We start from the raw sequence: 17735 nt of genomic DNA, 5'->3' as shown, positions 1-17735 counted from the left end.
AGGACAAACTCTTCGATAGGTTGGTTATTGCTAATATCACAGGATTATGACGAAAAACGGATATTCAAATAATTTTATAACAAAATTTAGCGTCATTAATAGATACACAAAATTTTAAACGTATGAAACAGTTAGCCTTTTTCGTTCTCCCTTTGCTTTTTTTTAATCAATTAACAGCACAAGACATGTCAAAAGAAGCGTTACCATATTATGAAATCCCAGAATATCCCGAGACATATACTGCAGGTACTGTTGCCGCTAGGGTTGTTGATGGTTTGGGTTATAGATATTATTGGGCCACTGAAGGGTTACGTGCTGAAGATTTAGCCTATAAGCCAAGTGATTCGGGGCGGACAACAGCAGAAACTATAGACCATATTTACGATTTAAGTAATGTAATCCTTAATGCAGCATTGCAAAAGGTTAATGCTAAGAATGATGATAAGGAAATGAGTTTTGAACAGAAGCGAAAAAAGACCTTAGAAAATATTAAAGTAGCCGCAGATATTTTTAGAGTTTCATCAGATATTTCCATGTATACAATAAAATTTGGTAAGCGTGAGTTTCCGTTTTGGAATGGAATAAACGGACCTATAGAAGATGCTGTTTGGCATTGTGGCCAAGTAGTTTTGTTAAGACGTGCTTCTGGAAACCCTTTTAATTCGAAAGCTAACGTTTTTACAGGTAAGCTTAGGGAATAAAACTCCAAGGCTTGTTCTTAGAGGGGATTACTTGTAATCTAAAACCCTGTTGTTTGGATCTAGTGGTTCTTTTAATAGAATTCTACAAATCTGGTAATACCCATTTCTGTAGCCAGTTATCAATAGGTTAATATCGTTTGGTGACCACGTGGGGAGAATATCCTCAACGTCATTGTAAGTGATTTGGATTTTGCGTTTGGCATCATTACGCATTATAAATATTTCCGAATGTTGCATGTCATCTACTTTAGCGGAGAAAGTTACTCTACGTCCGTGGCTATTGGACCAGTTTGGAAATTCGCTATGATCTTTAAAGTAGCTTAACCTGTTTCTATCTTCAGTTATGATATTATAAGAATAGATAATGTTACTTTCTCCCTGCGTATTTTTGTTTGAATAATAGATAACATTGTCACCTCTTGGCGAAAAGTGGGGGTATAAATTGATATGTTTGTCGGCTATAACCTTTTTTAATCGTTTGCCTTTATTGGAGCACATATAAATATCAACAATGTCATTTTTGGCCTGATGACTAAAAATTACTTGTACGCCATTGGGAGCAAATCTAGCAAAAGATTTATTGCCATCTAAGGCAATAGGAACCTTTTTTATTGTGTTCGTTTCCAGATCGTAGGTGAATATTTCGGTTGCGCCATTTCTGTCGGATTCAAATAATACAATGTCCTTGTAAGGGTGCCAAGTTGGGCGTCTGTCATTAAAACTACTTTTAAATAAGGGCTTTTGGTGATTGCCTTTAACGTCCATAGTGTATATCTGCCAACGACCATCACGATTTGATTCAAAGACAATCTTTTTGCCCGTTTTGTTATAACTGGCGTATCTGTTGTCGGCACTCGTATTTGTTAATTGCTCTTCTTTATAGCCTAGATCCTGACAAAATCCAAGATAAACTTTAAAAATAAAAGCGAGGAGAAGTGTTGCTGTTCTTAAAGCAGGTATTTTTAGCATGTGCCGTATTCTATATTATTGGAAACCCTAATATATAAAATAATAACGAAAGCATGCTGTAAGCATTAAATACCCACTTAAGTGTTTCTGGGTAGATAAGCTTAACTGTTGAGCTAAAAAAATGTCCAACATAAGCATTGTACATTTTTATAATTAAGATTTACTCGATAATCGAGGTTTAAATACTCCGAGGTAGTTTACTGGGCAACTAATCTTTTAAGGCCAGATCGCTTCACTGCCAGAGCAAAGATGATGTACGCATTGAAAATTAGTTAGCCTAAATCTTTTTTGTCTAAAAGCAAAATGGTTTTTAGTCAAACTTTTTAATTGCCATGATTTTTTTTAAGTAGTCTAATAAGTAGATATATAAAAGAGAGGACGATAAAAACACTGCCAGTCCCAATAAGTTCGTTTAAAGGAAGGTTTGATAGAAAATAGATTATAATTAATATTGAAAGAACAGGTACAGTCCAGCCTCCAGGGATTTTGAATTCTTCTGGTTGTGTTTCATGAGATTTTCTTAGTTTGATTACAGAAACAACCACACCTAAATACAGTATTAACATAGAGCTACTGGCTATAATTGCCAATTGCTTAAAGCTACCGGTTACAGCTAAAATCAAGCCAATTGTTGCGTAGCTAATAATAGCTATGTGAGGGGTTGTGTATGATTTATGGATTTTAGCTAAAGGTTTAATAGGTATAACATGGTCTCTAGAAAGCGCATATAATATTCTGGGACTGTTAAGTAAAGTGCCACTCATATAGCCAAACATAGAAATGAAAGCACCAACTGTTAAAAGTACATAGCCAAAAACGCCTAATGCAACTTTAGCTGTTTCGGCTAGTGGGGCTGCTTCAAAATTAGGAAATACATCTCCCAATACACCTTGGGCTACAGTTTGTATTGAAATATAGATTATCAAAACAGTAGCAATACTTATTAATATTGCCTTAGGAACGGTACGTTTGGGATTGGTAATTTCGCCACCAACAATTATACCGGTTTCACATCCTTGGAAAGCAAAAAAGAGGATTAACGATGTTTCCCCCAGCGTTTTTATACTCGGATAATCATGAATAACCAAATTGCTTGGGGAAATTGCTTTGAAACCAAAGATTATAAGAACAAATAATGGAAGAAGTTTAATAATAGTGTTAAACTTTACCAGTCCTATTCCTTTTTTTATGCCTATTACATTTATGTAAGCTAACCCATAAAAGAGAATAAAAAGGAAAGTTAACCGCAGTCCTTGATTCTCAAAGATAGGATACGTAGATGCCATAATATTAACTAAGGCATTTGAAACAGCTGCATCGGCAAATAAGTTACTTCCAACTGCAAAACAGCCGCCCACAAATCCAGCATAGTCACCAAAGGCTGTTTCAATGTACGTATAGGGGCCTCCCGTATTATTTATTTTACTGCCAGCTTCTGCAAAGCAAAGCATTACAAGTGTTATTAGAAGACCACAAAACAGGTATGCCATTATACTAGATGCTCCCATATAAGAAGCTATTATGGCAGGTATGACAAAAATACCGGAACCGATTATGATATTGATAATGTTAGCCGACAAGCCTAAAACACCAACCTGTCTTTTTAATTTTTCACTATTTTGTGGCATAGTTAATATATAACTTTTAATAACTCGAAAGAGACAAAGTACTGATTCAATGACTTAGCGAGTATAACCGCACCATCTAAAATATGCATGGATCCTCAATTTTGTTGAATCTATAGGATCATTAATTGATTTTTAAATTTCCTATTGGTCGCGATTAAAATTGAAAATAAATAAATTGTTCACCACTACCTTGAGCAATTACAATAAGAAAAACCATAATGCCCCAAAAAACACCTAATACCCAAGGCTTTGTTTTTAACGAAACGTCTTTCATGCTTGTATCTCTCATAAACCAATGGCATAAAAACAGGATGGCTATTAAGACACTCACTTTTACAATAGTAAAAGTATCTAGGATTTTTGCTCCTTCGGTTTGCGCATAAAACATGGACTTGATCATGTTCCAAGCTGTGTCAAATTTACGAGCTCTAAAAAACACCCAAGTAATGTTTATACAACTAAACGTTAAAAACGCTAAGGGTATTCCATTCCATGCTGTTATTTTGAATGGCACATAACGTTTTTGAAGTTTTTCCAGTATTAAATAAATGCCATGCAAGCCTCCCCAAACAATAAAAGTCCAGGCAGCACCGTGCCACAAACCTCCTAAAAGCATTGTAACCATTAATGCGACATACATTCTTATTATGCCATGACGATTACCGCCAAGGGGTATGTATAAATAATCTTTTAACCAAGAAGACAGAGATATATGCCATCTGCTCCAAAGATCCGAAAACCCTAGAGAAGCATAAGGATACCTGAAATTGTCGGGCAAAATAATACCGAGCATAAGTGCAATACCAATAGCGCAGGTTGAATACCCCGCAAAATCAAAAAATATTTGTCCTGAAAATGCTATGGTGCCTATCCAAGCATCTAAGCCATGCAATAGTTTATCTGAACCAAAAACAGTATCGGCGGTTCCGGATAAGAAGGTGTCAGCTAATACTATTTTTTGAAATAAGCCAATTGTTAAAAGAAACACCCCCCAAATAAACTGGTTGGTGGTGGCTTTTTTTTCTTCATAAAATTGGGATATTAAATCTTTAGCCCTTACAATAGGCCCGGCTACTAATTGTGGAAAGAATGTTACATATAGTGCAAAGTCTAGAAATGTTTTGGCTCGTTCTGTTTGTCTTTTGTACATATCTATAGTGTAAGACATGGTTTGAAACGTGTAGAACGAAATTCCCATGGGTAAAATAATATCCATAGGTTTCGATTGATAACCATAACCATATGAATTAACAACTGTTGTAAAATTATCCAAAAGAAAATCGCGATATTTAAAAAATGCTAGAAATCCTAGGTTAACTACCATACTTAAAATGAGCCAAGCTTTTCTTTTACGTTCATCATCTTCTATAGCCAATTTTTTTCCAGCAGACCAGTCAACAAACGTTGAGATCCAAAGTAAGATTACTAAGGGAGGATTCCATAAACCATAGAAGACATAACTAGCTAATAAAAGCATACGCTTTTTATTAGTCCAACTAAACAGCTTAGTATAATAAAGAATTAATACTAAGATTAAAAAAACTAAAAAACTTAATGAATTGAATAACATACTTAATTGGATTTAGAATTAGGGACAATACCTTCGTTAAGCATGATTTTTGCCAGTTCTCTAGTGAAATATTGAGCATCTTTAGCAGATAAATGCGACTCTTCAGGGCATTTTAAATGTTTAAATTGTTCAAGATCTTCAAAGTGATAGGTTTTGACATTTGCTTGACTTACCAGATCGTCCCAGAAATCGGCTTTGGGCAACCCCATATTTTCTCCCATTCTTACTCCACCACTAGAAGGGCATCTAACCAACACAACGGTGCCATTTTTTTCTTTAAAGCGTTTTAAATCTTTCATGAAAAACGCCATAGTTGATTTTTTATCAGGTGGAGGCGCTCCTTTTCCAAAAAAATGCCACACTTTAATAATACTGTTGGCAAATGCAGTATCTGTAACGGTACGTTCCATCATTTTAATATTTCTGGGAAGGGATACATCTCCAAAATTATAAAAGGGAGGCATTATGGGGTCAGCGCTTCTGTGCCCCATCTGTATGCCTTTTAGTAATGATTTCAAGTCAATATCATCCGACCATTCTTCTTCGTCGGCCGACATCAATACAAGATTTTTTTGTAAAGGGACAGACAGTCGATAGTTTAGGCGTTGTGCATAGGTTCTGTTTTCATAAAAATCTACTTTGGATTGTGGTCTTTGCCATGGAAAAGCTTGAGGGTAGGTCGTAGAAAAGAACAACCCAGGTGTTACTCCTATTATAATAGTGCCATTAAAGCTTGTATTATTTACAATGTCGTGAAAGGTTGGTAATGGAGACGAACCTGTTGAAGCCAATTGTAGGGGCTGTTTTCCTGTTAATTTTTCCCATTCATCGACCTGAATGTCAAAGTAGGCTCTAGATGAGCCTAGGATAATGACGTCTTCTTTTGTGGCATCTTCAACTTTTGATCTTGTTATGGCCCAAAGTGCTTTTTCGTCATTAAGGGTAGGATGATAACCTTGTGAGCGCCAATAGAGTTCCCACGAGATTATACTAATTATACTTATTGCAACGGCAATAAGTAAAGATTGTTTTAGCTGCATGTTGGTTATTTTGGTTAGTATATAGTAAAGGTCAATAGTTTTATTGTTGTTTGGAACTAGTTCAATAATAAGGAATACAGTTAGGGTGATATAAGGTTTCTGAATAATAACTTCTGTTAAATGTATTTGATCGGCTGGGTAATCCTGAAGTTATATATGGCATATCTTGTCTTTTGATAGAATTACATTTTTAAAACAAGATTCAGGGGATGGTTTTGTGAATTTATAAAAAAACTAATATTTAAGCAAATAATATTTTAAAGTTAAGAAAGCCATTGTTTTTATAAAAAAAAAAGTTCAACAAATACATGCTGAACTTTTTTAACTAAGATTTAATACAATGGTTTATTTAGTTAAAACAGCTTCTTTTTTAGAGTTGCTAAAATCAACTTCTACTTGATTTTTTATAATATCATCAAAGGTTTCTCTTTTTCTTATTAAATGGGCAGCACCATTGTACCACAGCACTTCGGCAGGACGGAATCGGGAGTTATAATTGCTGGCCATTGAAAAACAGTAAGCACCTGCATTTTTAAAGCGTAAAATATCTCCTTCTGTGATTTCATTGATACGACGGTTATTGCCAAAAGTATCTGTTTCACATATATATCCTACTACAGTATAAAAGCGTTCTCTTCCTTTAGGGTTCGATATATTAATTATATCGTGATGTGAGCCATAGAACATGGGTCTTATTAAATGGTTGAACCCAGAGTCGACCTGCGCAAATACGGTGGAGGTTGTTTGTTTTACAGCATTTACCTGTGTTAAGAAACTGCCCGCTTCGCTAACTAAAAATTTACCTGGTTCGAAAGCTAGGGTTAGATCCTTGCCATATTCTTTACAAAAGGCATTAAACTTTGTAGTCAATTTTTTTCCTAACTCTTCAATGTTGGTCTCTATATCACCATCCTTGTAAGGTACTTTAAAACCAGAACCAAAATCGATAAATTCAAGGTTTTTAAATGACTTTGCAGTTTCAAACAGAATTTCACTAGCATATAAAAACACATCAATGTCCAAGATATCACTGCCTGTATGCATGTGTATACCGTTAATAGTCATTTTTGTGTTTTCTATAATTCTCAATAGGTGTGGAATCTGATGGATTGAAATGCCAAACTTAGAATCTATATGTCCAACAGAAATTTTACTATTACCACCTGCCATAATATGCGGGTTTATTCTGATGCATACGGGAATATCTGGATGTTTGGTTCCAAATTGTTCCAATATAGATAAGTTGTCGATGTTTATCTGAACGCCTAATTTGGCAGCGGTTTCGATTTCGTTTAGCGATACACCATTAGGAGTAAAGATTATTTGTTCGGGTAAATAACCAGCAGCCAATCCCAGATTAATTTCTTGAATAGAAACAGTATCTATACCAGATCCCAGTGTACTAAGGAATTTTAATATAGATATATTAGACAAAGCCTTTACTGCATAATTAATTTTTAGGGTATTAACACCTTTAAAAGCATTGGTTAACCGTTTGTATTGAGCAGCGATCTTATCGGCATCATACACATAAACAGGGCTTCCATAATCTTGTGCTATTTTTAGCAATTGATCATTAGTCATATGTTCTATTTTTTTGCAAAGATATTTCTTTAGCTTTAATAAAAAATAAATAAACAAAATTTATACAAATTAAACATTTTGTTAATTATATAACACGCCTATGGGCTGAAGTAGTTAGTTACGGATTCTTGAATAAAATATTAGTGTAATTAATGGCTATTATTTACATTTGCCATTCATAAACGATTAAGAAAATTATGAATTTACACGAATATCAAGGTAAGGAAATATTAAGTAGTTTTGGAGTGCGTATCCAACGAGGTATTGTTGCTCAAAATGCACAGGAAGCAGTAGCAGCTGCTAAACAATTAACAGCAGAGACAGGTACTGGTTGGCACGTTATAAAAGCTCAGATTCATGCTGGTGGACGTGGAAAAGGCGGTGGTGTTAAGCTAGCCAAGAACCTTCAGGAAGTTGAAGAGATAGCAGGTCAAATTATAGGTATGAACCTAATTACACCCCAAACATCTGCCGAAGGTAAAAAGGTACACCAGGTTTTAGTCGCTGAAGATGTTTATTATCCAGGAGATAGTGAAACGAGTGAGTTCTATATATCTGTACTTTTAAACAGATCTACTGGTCGTAATATGATTATGTATTCTACCGAAGGCGGAATGGATATTGAAACGGTTGCTGAAGAAACTCCCCATTTAATATTTACAGAAGAGATTGACCCGGCTGTTGGTATTATGCCATTTCAAGCTAGACGTGTTGCTTTTAATCTTGGTTTGTCTGGAACCGCTTTTAAGGAGATGACAAAGTTTGTTACCAGTCTTTACACAGCTTACGTAAAATCTGACGCGTCTTTATTTGAAATTAATCCAGTTTTAAAGACAAGTGATGATAAAATAATGGCTGTTGATGCTAAAGTAACTATTGATGATAATGCGCTTTACAGACATAAAGATTATACGGATTTAAGAGATTTGCGAGAGGAGAACCCTATAGAGGTTGAAGCTAAGGAAGTTGGTTTAAATTATGTGGATTTAGATGGTAACGTAGGATGTATGGTCAATGGAGCAGGTTTAGCAATGGCAACCATGGATTTAATAAAACAAGCAGGAGGAGAGCCAGCTAACTTTTTAGATGTAGGAGGTACAGCAGATGCTGCGCGTGTTGAAGCGGCTTTTAAAATCATTTTAAAAGATCCTGCTGTTAAGGCTATCTTAATAAATATTTTTGGAGGTATTGTACGTTGTGACCGCGTAGCACAAGGAGTTATAGATGCTTATAAAAATATGGGGGATATAAATGTTCCTATTATTGTACGTTTGCAAGGTACCAATGCAGATATTGCTAAAGAGTTAATAGATAATTCTGGACTGGATGTATTGAGTGCTACCGAATTCCAAGAAGCAGCAGACAAAGTACAGCAGGTGTTAGCTTAGGCTTAACATGTAGTAAAATTTATTAATTTTTAGATATAGTTTTGTTAAGAGTAGTGTAAAGCACTACTCTTTTTTATTGTATAGTTTTGAATCGTAATTTAAAAGGAATAACAAAAACAATAATAAAACAAAAACTATGAAAACAATTAAATTATTAACAGTACTGGCAATTTTAGTATGTACGAACCTGAGCATTGCTCATACCGATCCTAAAAAAGAAGCCCCAAAGGTGGAGACCATATCCAATGAAATACAAAGGATTTTGGGACGTTCTAATTTGGTAGTTAAAGAAGACGCATTGGCAAAAGTCTATTTTACTATAAACGTAAAGAATGAGATAGTAGTTTTAAATGTGGATTCAGATTTGTTTGCACTGGAAGAATTTATTAAGTCCAATCTGAATTACAGTAAAATAAAAACAAAAAGCGTAAGACAGGGAAAAAGATACGTTATACCTGTTAAGTTCGAAGCGCGGAAATAGTAAATAAGTAGCAATGTTTAATTAAGCTCCTAAATTTTATTTAGGAGTTTTTTTTTCTCCTTTTGGTGGCATTGGCCCTCGAAGGTGAATTACAAGGCCATTTAAAAAATTACGTAAAATTTGATCACCGCATTCTACATATTTAGGATGGTCTTCTCGTCTAAAAAAAGCGCCCAATTCACTTTTGGAAACTCTAAAGTCTACAAGAGCCAAAATTTTTATTATATCGTCATCGCGTAACTTTAAGGCCACTCGAAGTTTCTTTAAAATATCATTATTGGTCATAAGTTTGGTTTTGGAAACAATATATTTATTTTTTTGCATAAATAATTAATAAAATACGCTTTAGCTAGCGTTTTTGCGATTTTTGTAAAATGTACCAAATTAAATTCTCAAGTTATCATTATTTGTTAATTGTTTTGCTGTTTTTAAATAGCTGATAATTAATGGTTTATTCTTAATTTTGATCGAAAACCACTTGGTTCTATTATGTCTTTTTTTGTCAAAACATCGATTGTTTTTTTTTCTTTATGAGATGAAGTCAATAAAATCTACGATAAAATACGAGGTGGTTTTCGATAAGAGACAATATATATACGATTAATAAAGTACGGTTATGCGTATCTTTATAGTATAATTAATTAATCCTTCCTAACGATGATTAATAGGGTAGAAAAATTAAGTCTTCTATCAGAAATGATAGCATTTGCTAAGTATGATAAAGATATAAATAATGTTGAATACAATTTTTTGCTGGGAGTGGCAAAACAGTTGGAAATCAGTCGTTCTGATTTTGACTATTTGATAGAACACCCCGTAACCTATACACATTTAAAATCGCATAGCGAGCGTATTGTCCAATTTCATCGATTGGTATTATTGATGAATATTGATAGCGAAAGTGGTTCTTCTGGGGTTATAAAGTTATATAACTTTGGTTTACGTATGGGATTAAGTCATGAGTCTATTACTAAGGTGTTATATTTAATGGAAAGTTTTCCAAATAAAATTGTACCACCAGATGTACTAATAGATATTTTTAAAACACAGTATAATTAATAAATAAATTCTGCTAAGTTTAATTATAATGTGTTATTGCCCTTAAGAAAAAGAAAAGCTAAAAGTTTAAACTTTTAGCTTTTCTAGTTTTGTTTGGTAATTTTTAATTTCGTCCCTTAGTTTAGCTGCAACCATGAAATCTAATGCTTTAGCAGCAGCTTCCATAAGTTTGCGTTTTTCTTTAATTTTCTTTTCCAATTCAGGTTTGCTTAAATAATCATTTTCGGGTTCTGCCGCCTTTAAGGCCTCTAATTCATAACTGTATGTACTTACAGAGTTTTTTGCCAGTGCATTATCCAAGCTTTTGTTTAGAGCTTTAGGAACGATATTATTTTTTGTATTGTAATCAATTTGCTTCTTACGTCTGTACTCGGTTTCATCTATGGTTTTTTGCATGCTCTTGGTTATGGTATCGGCATACATAATGGCTTTTCCGTTTAGGTTTCTGGCAGCACGCCCAACTGTTTGCGTCAGGGAGCGCGCAGATCGTAAAAAGCCTTCTTTGTCGGCATCCAAAATGGCCACTAAAGATACTTCGGGTAGATCCAAGCCTTCGCGTAATAAGTTTACACCAACCAATACGTCAAACAGCCCCTTGCGTAAGTCCTGCATGATTTCTACACGCTCTAATGTGTCAACGTCACTATGAATATAGCGACACCGTATTTGAATGCGATCAAGATACTTTGTCAGTTCTTCTGCCATACGTTTGGTAAGTGTAGTTACCAGAGTGCGCTCATCTTTTTCAACACGTAATTGGATTTCTTCTATCAGGTCGTCTATTTGGTTTAGACTTGGTCGCACCTCTATTTCTGGATCTAATAGTCCCGTTGGCCTAATTACCTGTTCAACGTATACACCATCTGTTTTTTGCAATTCGTAATCTGCTGGTGTTGCGCTAACATAGATAACTTGGTTTTGAAGTGCTTCAAATTCTTCAAATTTTAAAGGACGGTTATCCATTGCTGCGGGTAACCTAAAGCCGTATTCAACCAAATTCTCTTTACGGCTCCTGTCGCCCCCATACATGGCGTGTACTTGCGAAATGGTCACGTGACTTTCATCTACTACCATTAGGTAGTCGTCTGGGAAATAATCCAGAAGGCAAAAGGGGCGTGAACCAGGTTGTCTGCCATCCAGATATCTAGAATAATTTTCAATGCCAGAGCAATAACCCAATTCCCGAATCATTTCTAAATCGAATTCGGTGCGTTCTTTTAGGCGTTTTGCTTCAAGATGTTTACCAATTTCCTTAAAATAATCATATTGTTTTACCAGATCGTCCTGAATATCCTTAATAGCATTTTGTAGTACTTCGGGAGAGGTTACAAACATATTTGCTGGATAGATATTCAAGCGGTCATATTTCTCCACAATTTGATTGGTTTGTATATTAAAGGCTTCAATATCTTCAATTTCGTCCCCAAAGAAATGGATTCTAAAGGCGTCATCAGCATAACTAGGAAAAATATCAACGGTGTCTCCTTTAATTCTGAAATTCCCCCGGTTGAACTCGCCTTCGGTACGTGAATAAAGACTTTGTACCAATTGGTGCAATAATTTAGTTCTTGAAATTACCTGATCACGTTTTAATGTGATGACACTTTTCTGAAACTCAACAGGATTTCCGATACCATACAAACAGGAAACGGAAGCAACTACCAATACGTCCCTGCGCCCGGATAGTAGTGAAGAGGTAGTGCTTAAGCGCATTTTTTCTATTTCTTCGTTAATAGATAGATCCTTCTCTATGTAAACACCCGAAACGGGAATGTAGGCTTCTGGTTGGTAATAATCATAATAGGAAACAAAATACTCAACAGCATTGTTAGGGAAAAACTGTTTAAACTCTGAATATAATTGAGCAGCCAAAGTCTTATTATGTGCTAATACCAACGTAGGGCGTTGCACTTCTTGAATGACGTTAGCAACTGAAAATGTTTTGCCTGATCCGGTTACACCAAGTAGTGTTTGGTATTTCTCACCAATATTAATGCCATCGACCAATTGATCGATAGCTTGGGGTTGATCTCCAGTAGGATCAAATTCTGATTCAATTTTAAAACGCATGTTGCAAAATTACATAAAATATATGTCAGCGTTTCAAACTAAAATGTCCCATAAATGTTCTTCCGTCCTGAAGCATAACCTTGAACCAGTAATCGTCGGATCTCATGCGCTCTCCGTTGAAGGTTCCGTCCCATCCACTGGAGGTGGTGGCGAGCTGTTTTAACAGCTTGCCATAACGGTCGAAGATGTATATGCTGCTGTTGGGCTGGAACTGTGCGTTGATCCCTTTGATTTGCCAGTGGTCATTGTACCCGTCGCCGTTGGGCGTAAAAAACTTGGGGTAGCCTATAACGGATATGTCAATGGAAGCGGTACCGCATCCCTTTTTGTCCCTTACGAAGAGGGTATGTATGCCAGCCTTTACCCTCTCAAAGAACGGTTCGTCCTGATAGGGCCCGAACTCGTCGTCCATTGCAAACTCGTAATCGCCCAGTCCCAGGTTGTTCTCGTTGATGGTAACGGTATTGTTGTCCGAAAGGTCCACAACGGTAATATCCTCCTGTGTAATGGTAGCCAGTTCGGAGGCATTGACAAAGACCTCTCTGGACCTGGAACAACCAGTGCCATCCGTTTTGGTCAAAGTCACGGTATAGATCCCAGGGGTTGATACGGTTAGTGTGGGGGCATTGGACAGGACGCTGCCGTCCTGGTATTGCCACAGGTAGTCGAAAACTTCGTTGGGGTCTGCTTCAACGGGGTCCAACACGATGGTAAAGGTGGGATCGGAAGAGCATACGATCTGTGGGGTTTCAATGGTGAAATCGGGCAGCGGGTTGACCGTCAGTTGTATATCTGTAGCTGCCGAACAGGTGTTGTTCAGTGGGTTTCTGACCTCTACCGTAATGGTCTGTGACCCCGACATTAATGGGTTGGGCAGGGTAGGGCTATCGGTGACGGCATTTCCGTTTTGGTCTATATAGCCGTAATAGATCTCCATAGTAGATTGTGTACCCAAAATAATACCTGCAAAGCTTGAGGTATCAAAAGGGTACACACCGTCATCATCTATATCTCCAGCATCGCCGTCACAGACAGGAGAAACTGTTACAGGGTCGGCAATAACAGGTTGTGTGTCAACAATAAATTCTAAAATAGTTTCATCGAAGCATGCATTATTGGTGTTATTAGTTAATCTGGCAGTAACGGATTGACTGGTAGTTAAAAAGGGGTTTGGCAGTGGACTTGGTAAGGCATTGCCTCCCTGATCTGTATATGTAACGGTAACATTGGCCGGATCCTGAGTGCCTAACAGTTGGCTTTCTATTAAAGAGGTGTCAAAAGGAAATGTTTCGTCTGCGTCTGTGGTGTCGTAGTCACATTGCCTGTCTATGGTAAGGGGATTAGCTACTGGCAAGGCTTCTACAACAAGGGTTATATAGGGACCAAATGCCTGGCAATCGTTATCAATTTGGCTGTCAACTCGAATGTATATTTGCTGCGTATTAGGGTAACCTATGTTTCTGTAGTTGGAAATATCTATTATCGGATTCATCTCTGTTAAGGCATCCGTTTCGTTTCTGTAAAAGTTAATATCGGGTGTTTGGGGAAGAAAAAAGCTTTCTACCATGGTTTTTACATAGCTAAAATCAAAAGAGGCAATCCCATCGCGGTCATCGTTATTGGCCGTGTTATTACCATCTATGTCCAGAAAATCGTCGCATTTGATAAGGGTTTCATTAATAGCGCCATTAGGGATTTGACTAACAGCTACGTTTAGTTGTATCTCAGCAACCATGGGGCAACCGTATTGTGATACTACTCTTGCCCAAATTGTCTGAGCATAAGGCGAACTAGTATTTTCGTAGGCCGTTGGAGTGGTGATATAATCTGGACTGTTAAGGTCACCAGAAAGTGCAGCACTTTGTGTTAGGTAATAACTGAACGTTTCGTTGCTAGCATTTGCAGATATTTCATTATTGGCTTCGGTTAGGTTAAAAAGGCTGATACCATCGGTATCGTCATCGCATTGGATTAATACCACTGGTGTATTGATAACAGGAAGTGGATGTACAGTCAGTGTAACGGTGTTTGAATAGATACCGCAACTATTACCGTCTTTGTCTAATTTTACTCTGTAGATGTAGTTGTTGTAAGATAGGGGCGTTGCGTTAATCGACAAATCAGAAGTTTGAGAACCGTTATAAATAGCATCGTCAGTTAGGGTAATCCAGTTTATGCTATCGGAGCTCATTTCCCATTGGAATGTGTCGGCATCGGAGACTACCAAAATGGTACCAGATAAGGATTCGCAGATTTCGGTATTCTCAGGTTGTGCTGTTATGCTTATAGGGGCTCCTGTTAAATAATCGGGATTGGGAAGTGTATAACCATCAGGAGCATTATTGACTAATCCAAACGCATCAACAGTTATCATAGAATCACCTAGTAGCCCGTCATCATTTCCATCTGAAAAACCGGCTTCGATAACATCGTTACAACCATCGCCGTCACTATCGAGATCTGTATAGCTAAATATACCATTGTTATCAGAATCATCGAGGATGTAGGTAATCATACCACTATCGGGACTGGTCTCGGCAGCATCAACCCAACCATTTAAACCAAAAGGGAATCCGCTATCTACAATACCGTCTAAATTAGTATCGGATAAAAGCCCCAATTGTCCGGTTTCAATTAAATCGTAAATGCCATCATTATCACTATCCAGATCATAAAAATCCGGAACGCCATCGGAGTCACTATCAACGGGTGGGTAGGGCGGATCAAAAGCATCGTCTAGCCCATCCAGATTGGTATCCAGATTGGTCGGATTTATTATGGTTCCGGTATTTTCAATAACATCAGGAATGCCATCGTTGTCACTATCTAAATCCAGAGCATCTTCAATGCCATCCATATCACTGTCTTTTGCAACGCAGGTTGCAGAAATACGGAATGTTACTTGATTGTTGTTTGTATCTGAATTGTTTTTATGTATATAAATAAGGTTGTCAACTGCATTGGCAGAGAAACTAAAGGTACCGGCTCCCAGAGCTAATGAACTGCCTTTTAACTTGAATCTAATTTCAAATGCCGAAATTTGAGTAATACCGGATTCGTATACACCGTCAAAATTCGTGTCGACTAACAATTGATCGTCGGGATCTAGAAGCGTTATTGTTTTAGTGTTTGGAACGCGAATTATAAATTCTTCATCATTCGTTAGTAATCCGCTACCCAAGAGAGTTGATGCTCCGTATTCAAATAACAGGTTTATATTATCACTGAAAGCCAGATTGTAGGCAACACTGGTTTCTAGGGCTCCATTTTTACCGGGAACTTCACTCATGAAGGTGCCATCGGAGCTTCCGATTAGTGGGGTTGTTGCTACATTTCCAGTTGTTGATATGGCACCTGTATAGCTATAATTACCGACAGATAAAGCGCCTCCATTTAAATTTGAGAGATCAATATTTTGGTTGCCATAGGATTCGGTACAGTTTAAAATGCCATCGTTGTCATTATCGATGTCAATATTGTCAATAATACCATCGTTATCTACATCATCAGGACAAATACTAACAGGAACTTCTATGGATTCTAAGGTTAAACCTGAACATGCCAGAACACCAACTAGTTTGTAAGTTCCGGAAGCGTTAGGGGTATATTGTAAGGTACTTATTCCAGTTGCCACGTAGCCCGTTCCGTCATCAAAATACCATTCAATGCTGTCAAAATTATCCATATTAGCAACCTCTAAAGTAACATTAGGAATACATATACCCAGTGGTGTTAGGGTGATATTGAAATTGATTTCGGGAGCTGAAGGAAAGCCAGAATAGAAGCTGCCTGATGTGGCTACACCATTAAGATTGAAGTAGGCACAATATAATTCGTCGGTACTTTGTACGGATATATTGCCACTTAGATTGGATACTTTGTAAGTTACATAATCGCTTTTACCTGTAACGGTACTGGGGCCAACAGTGGAGAAACTGGATATTGGCGAATTGTTTATGGTAACGGTGGCACCTGCCTTGGTAACAATTGTGATACCTCCTGTATATATTGTGTTTCCTATGCTTGTAATGTTGGCTATATTGTCTAGGTTTCCACGGGCTTCGCAACTTAAAGGGGGGACGAAGAACATGCCTTGATTTGCTTCATTGTTAGAGGCTCCTATGCCTTGATAAACAAAGACATCTTCTGAGGTTTCAACATACATGTTGCCGTTTGAGTTGTAATAGTTACCTTCGATCAAATGGTATTCACCAGCATTAATAGTAGCTACGGGAGCGCTGCCATTTATGCTAATCGTCGTGTTATTTGTATGTGCAACAACCAGAATATTTTCCCAACCGTTATCGCCAGAACCTCTCACAAAAATATATTCCTTGCCAACTTTGGACAGGTCAACAATTTGATCGATACCATAATCTCGCCCGTTGCCATTATGAAAGCTGCCATTGGCAGATCCGCAATTAACAACAACGTTTTTATCTGAGCTAACAAGGCATCCAATAAGCCCATCCCTGTTGGTTGTTGTATTGGAGCTATTTGTTGCTATAATGTAACTTTCTCCTTTGTTTAATGAGACGTTTACAGGTGTTGCGCCCGAATAGTTTTCTATTATCAGTCCTGTGGGAAGGTTGCTAAATGTTACTTGGGTATTGTCTTCGGTAGCCATTACCGAAACAAAATTTAAGTAATTGGTTTGTGGGTTTTCATTGGTATAACTACCAACTCTAAATGTGGTGCCCAAGGCCGCAAGTCCTTTGCTAACGAGCGCTCCTGCCTGGGCTCCAGCGTTGATCCGTACGGAAACGTAAACGGCGTCCTGTGCTTCTATAATGAAACCTTTATTAGATTTTACGGCACTGGTTTCAAATGCGTTAACAAATAGTTGTGTGTTTCTTCCGCTACCAATATTGTGTGTGTAAGGACTGGTGTTGGAAACTGTTCCTGTTATATGGTTTGCTGTGCTCAGTCCTACTGGTTTTATGGTAAAACTAACTGGGGCCGTACTAGGTGTGGAAATGTATATATAATGATCTTCGGGTGTGGAAGAATTTTCACCTGATTCTGTGATAGGGGGGATATAATGGGTTTTACTCAATTGGGAAAAACCAGTAGCTGTTAAAAAGAAAAATATTGCTATGTATCTTAATTGCCAAAGTGTTTGCATTTATATCTTAAAAATAATCGTTAATCTTTTAAACTTGGGATTAAATAACCAAAGTAATGTATTTAACTTGTTTAGACTCAAATAGAAGCAAAAGGTTTAACGTTTTTAGATAAAAGCAAA

At 37.0% G+C, this 17735-nt stretch carries 12 protein-coding genes; 4 read left to right on the top strand and 8 right to left on the bottom strand.

What is annotated here, in order from left to right; genetic code table 11:
• The first annotated feature begins 122 nt into the window (after positions 1-122).
• On the top strand, positions 123-701 hold the full coding sequence (locus ABD792_RS12675; protein WP_345006589.1) for a hypothetical protein: 579 nt from the start codon (positions 123-125) through the stop codon (positions 699-701).
• Positions 702-728: 27 nt separating this feature from the next.
• On the opposite strand, the gene ABD792_RS12670 is transcribed toward ABD792_RS12675, so the two are convergent.
• The 5 genes from ABD792_RS12670 to lysA all read right to left on the bottom strand — a co-directional run bounded on the left by ABD792_RS12670 (position 729) and on the right by lysA (position 7492).
• A complete protein-coding gene (locus ABD792_RS12670; RefSeq protein ID WP_345006588.1) occupies positions 729-1670 on the bottom strand; it encodes a hypothetical protein in 942 nt (313 codons plus the stop codon).
• A gap of 323 nt (positions 1671-1993) precedes the next feature.
• On the bottom strand, positions 1994-3298 hold the full coding sequence (locus ABD792_RS12665; RefSeq protein WP_345006587.1) for an APC family permease: 1305 nt from the start codon (positions 3296-3298) through the stop codon (positions 1994-1996).
• A gap of 154 nt (positions 3299-3452) precedes the next feature.
• Positions 3453-4775 carry an MBOAT family O-acyltransferase gene (locus tag ABD792_RS12660; protein WP_345006586.1) on the bottom strand — a complete coding sequence of 441 codons (1323 nt, stop codon included), beginning with the start codon at positions 4773-4775 and terminating at the stop codon, positions 3453-3455.
• A gap of 95 nt (positions 4776-4870) precedes the next feature.
• The gene (locus ABD792_RS12655) at positions 4871-5908 is read right to left on the bottom strand and encodes a hypothetical protein (protein WP_345006585.1); all 1038 of its coding nucleotides are present in this window, start codon (positions 5906-5908) and stop codon (positions 4871-4873) included.
• A gap of 345 nt (positions 5909-6253) precedes the next feature.
• Complete coding sequence (gene lysA, locus ABD792_RS12650; RefSeq protein ID WP_345006584.1) at positions 6254-7492, bottom strand: diaminopimelate decarboxylase; 1239 nt, start codon at positions 7490-7492, stop codon at positions 6254-6256.
• 197 nt (positions 7493-7689) lie between these two features.
• Between lysA and sucC the strand changes: the two genes are divergently transcribed.
• The gene (sucC, locus tag ABD792_RS12645; protein ID WP_345006582.1) at positions 7690-8880 is read left to right on the top strand and encodes an ADP-forming succinate--CoA ligase subunit beta; all 1191 of its coding nucleotides are present in this window, start codon (positions 7690-7692) and stop codon (positions 8878-8880) included.
• A 136-nt stretch (positions 8881-9016) separates the two neighbouring features.
• Positions 9017-9361 (top strand): hypothetical protein, encoded by a 345-nt coding sequence (locus ABD792_RS12640; protein ID WP_345006580.1) that lies wholly within the window; start codon positions 9017-9019, stop codon positions 9359-9361.
• 36 nt (positions 9362-9397) lie between these two features.
• On the opposite strand, the gene ABD792_RS12635 is transcribed toward ABD792_RS12640, so the two are convergent.
• Positions 9398-9646 (bottom strand): DUF1456 family protein, encoded by a 249-nt coding sequence (locus ABD792_RS12635; RefSeq protein WP_345006577.1) that lies wholly within the window; start codon positions 9644-9646, stop codon positions 9398-9400.
• Positions 9647-10018: 372 nt separating this feature from the next.
• Between ABD792_RS12635 and ABD792_RS12630 the strand changes: the two genes are divergently transcribed.
• The gene (locus ABD792_RS12630) at positions 10019-10420 is read left to right on the top strand and encodes a TerB family tellurite resistance protein (protein ID WP_345006574.1); all 402 of its coding nucleotides are present in this window, start codon (positions 10019-10021) and stop codon (positions 10418-10420) included.
• Positions 10421-10486: 66 nt separating this feature from the next.
• Here ABD792_RS12630 and uvrB read toward each other — a convergent pair whose 3' ends face one another.
• On the bottom strand, positions 10487-12490 hold the full coding sequence (gene uvrB / locus ABD792_RS12625) for an excinuclease ABC subunit UvrB (RefSeq protein ID WP_345006571.1): 2004 nt from the start codon (positions 12488-12490) through the stop codon (positions 10487-10489).
• Between the two features lie 25 nt (positions 12491-12515).
• A complete protein-coding gene (locus ABD792_RS12620; protein WP_345006569.1) occupies positions 12516-17615 on the bottom strand; it encodes a T9SS type B sorting domain-containing protein in 5100 nt (1699 codons plus the stop codon).
• Positions 17616-17735: the final 120 nt, after the last annotated feature.

This window comes from Snuella lapsa (genome assembly GCF_039539345.1).
Taxonomy (GTDB): domain Bacteria; phylum Bacteroidota; class Bacteroidia; order Flavobacteriales; family Flavobacteriaceae; genus Snuella; species Snuella lapsa.
Note: the sequence above shows the minus strand (reverse complement) of the source record. Positions and strands in the feature narration are given on the sequence as shown.

What these genes read in the sequence shown, in the direction of transcription:
- ABD792_RS12665 (WP_345006587.1), bottom strand. Translation starts at nt 3,298, where the DNA reads ATGCCACAAAATAGTGAAAAATTAAAAAGACAGGTTGGTGTTTTAGGC.
- ABD792_RS12620 (WP_345006569.1), bottom strand. Translation starts at nt 17,615, where the DNA reads ATGCAAACACTTTGGCAATTAAGATACATAGCAATATTTTTCTTTTTA.
- uvrB (WP_345006571.1), bottom strand. Translation starts at nt 12,490, where the DNA reads ATGCGTTTTAAAATTGAATCAGAATTTGATCCTACTGGAGATCAACCC.
- ABD792_RS12670 (WP_345006588.1), bottom strand. Translation starts at nt 1,670, where the DNA reads ATGCTAAAAATACCTGCTTTAAGAACAGCAACACTTCTCCTCGCTTTT.
- ABD792_RS12640 (WP_345006580.1), top strand. Translation starts at nt 9,017, where the DNA reads ATGAAAACAATTAAATTATTAACAGTACTGGCAATTTTAGTATGTACG.
- ABD792_RS12630 (WP_345006574.1), top strand. Translation starts at nt 10,019, where the DNA reads ATGATTAATAGGGTAGAAAAATTAAGTCTTCTATCAGAAATGATAGCA.
- lysA (WP_345006584.1), bottom strand. Translation starts at nt 7,492, where the DNA reads ATGACTAATGATCAATTGCTAAAAATAGCACAAGATTATGGAAGCCCT.
- sucC (WP_345006582.1), top strand. Translation starts at nt 7,690, where the DNA reads ATGAATTTACACGAATATCAAGGTAAGGAAATATTAAGTAGTTTTGGA.
- ABD792_RS12635 (WP_345006577.1), bottom strand. Translation starts at nt 9,646, where the DNA reads ATGACCAATAATGATATTTTAAAGAAACTTCGAGTGGCCTTAAAGTTA.
- ABD792_RS12675 (WP_345006589.1), top strand. Translation starts at nt 123, where the DNA reads ATGAAACAGTTAGCCTTTTTCGTTCTCCCTTTGCTTTTTTTTAATCAA.
- ABD792_RS12655 (WP_345006585.1), bottom strand. Translation starts at nt 5,908, where the DNA reads ATGCAGCTAAAACAATCTTTACTTATTGCCGTTGCAATAAGTATAATT.
- ABD792_RS12660 (WP_345006586.1), bottom strand. Translation starts at nt 4,775, where the DNA reads ATGCTTTTATTAGCTAGTTATGTCTTCTATGGTTTATGGAATCCTCCC.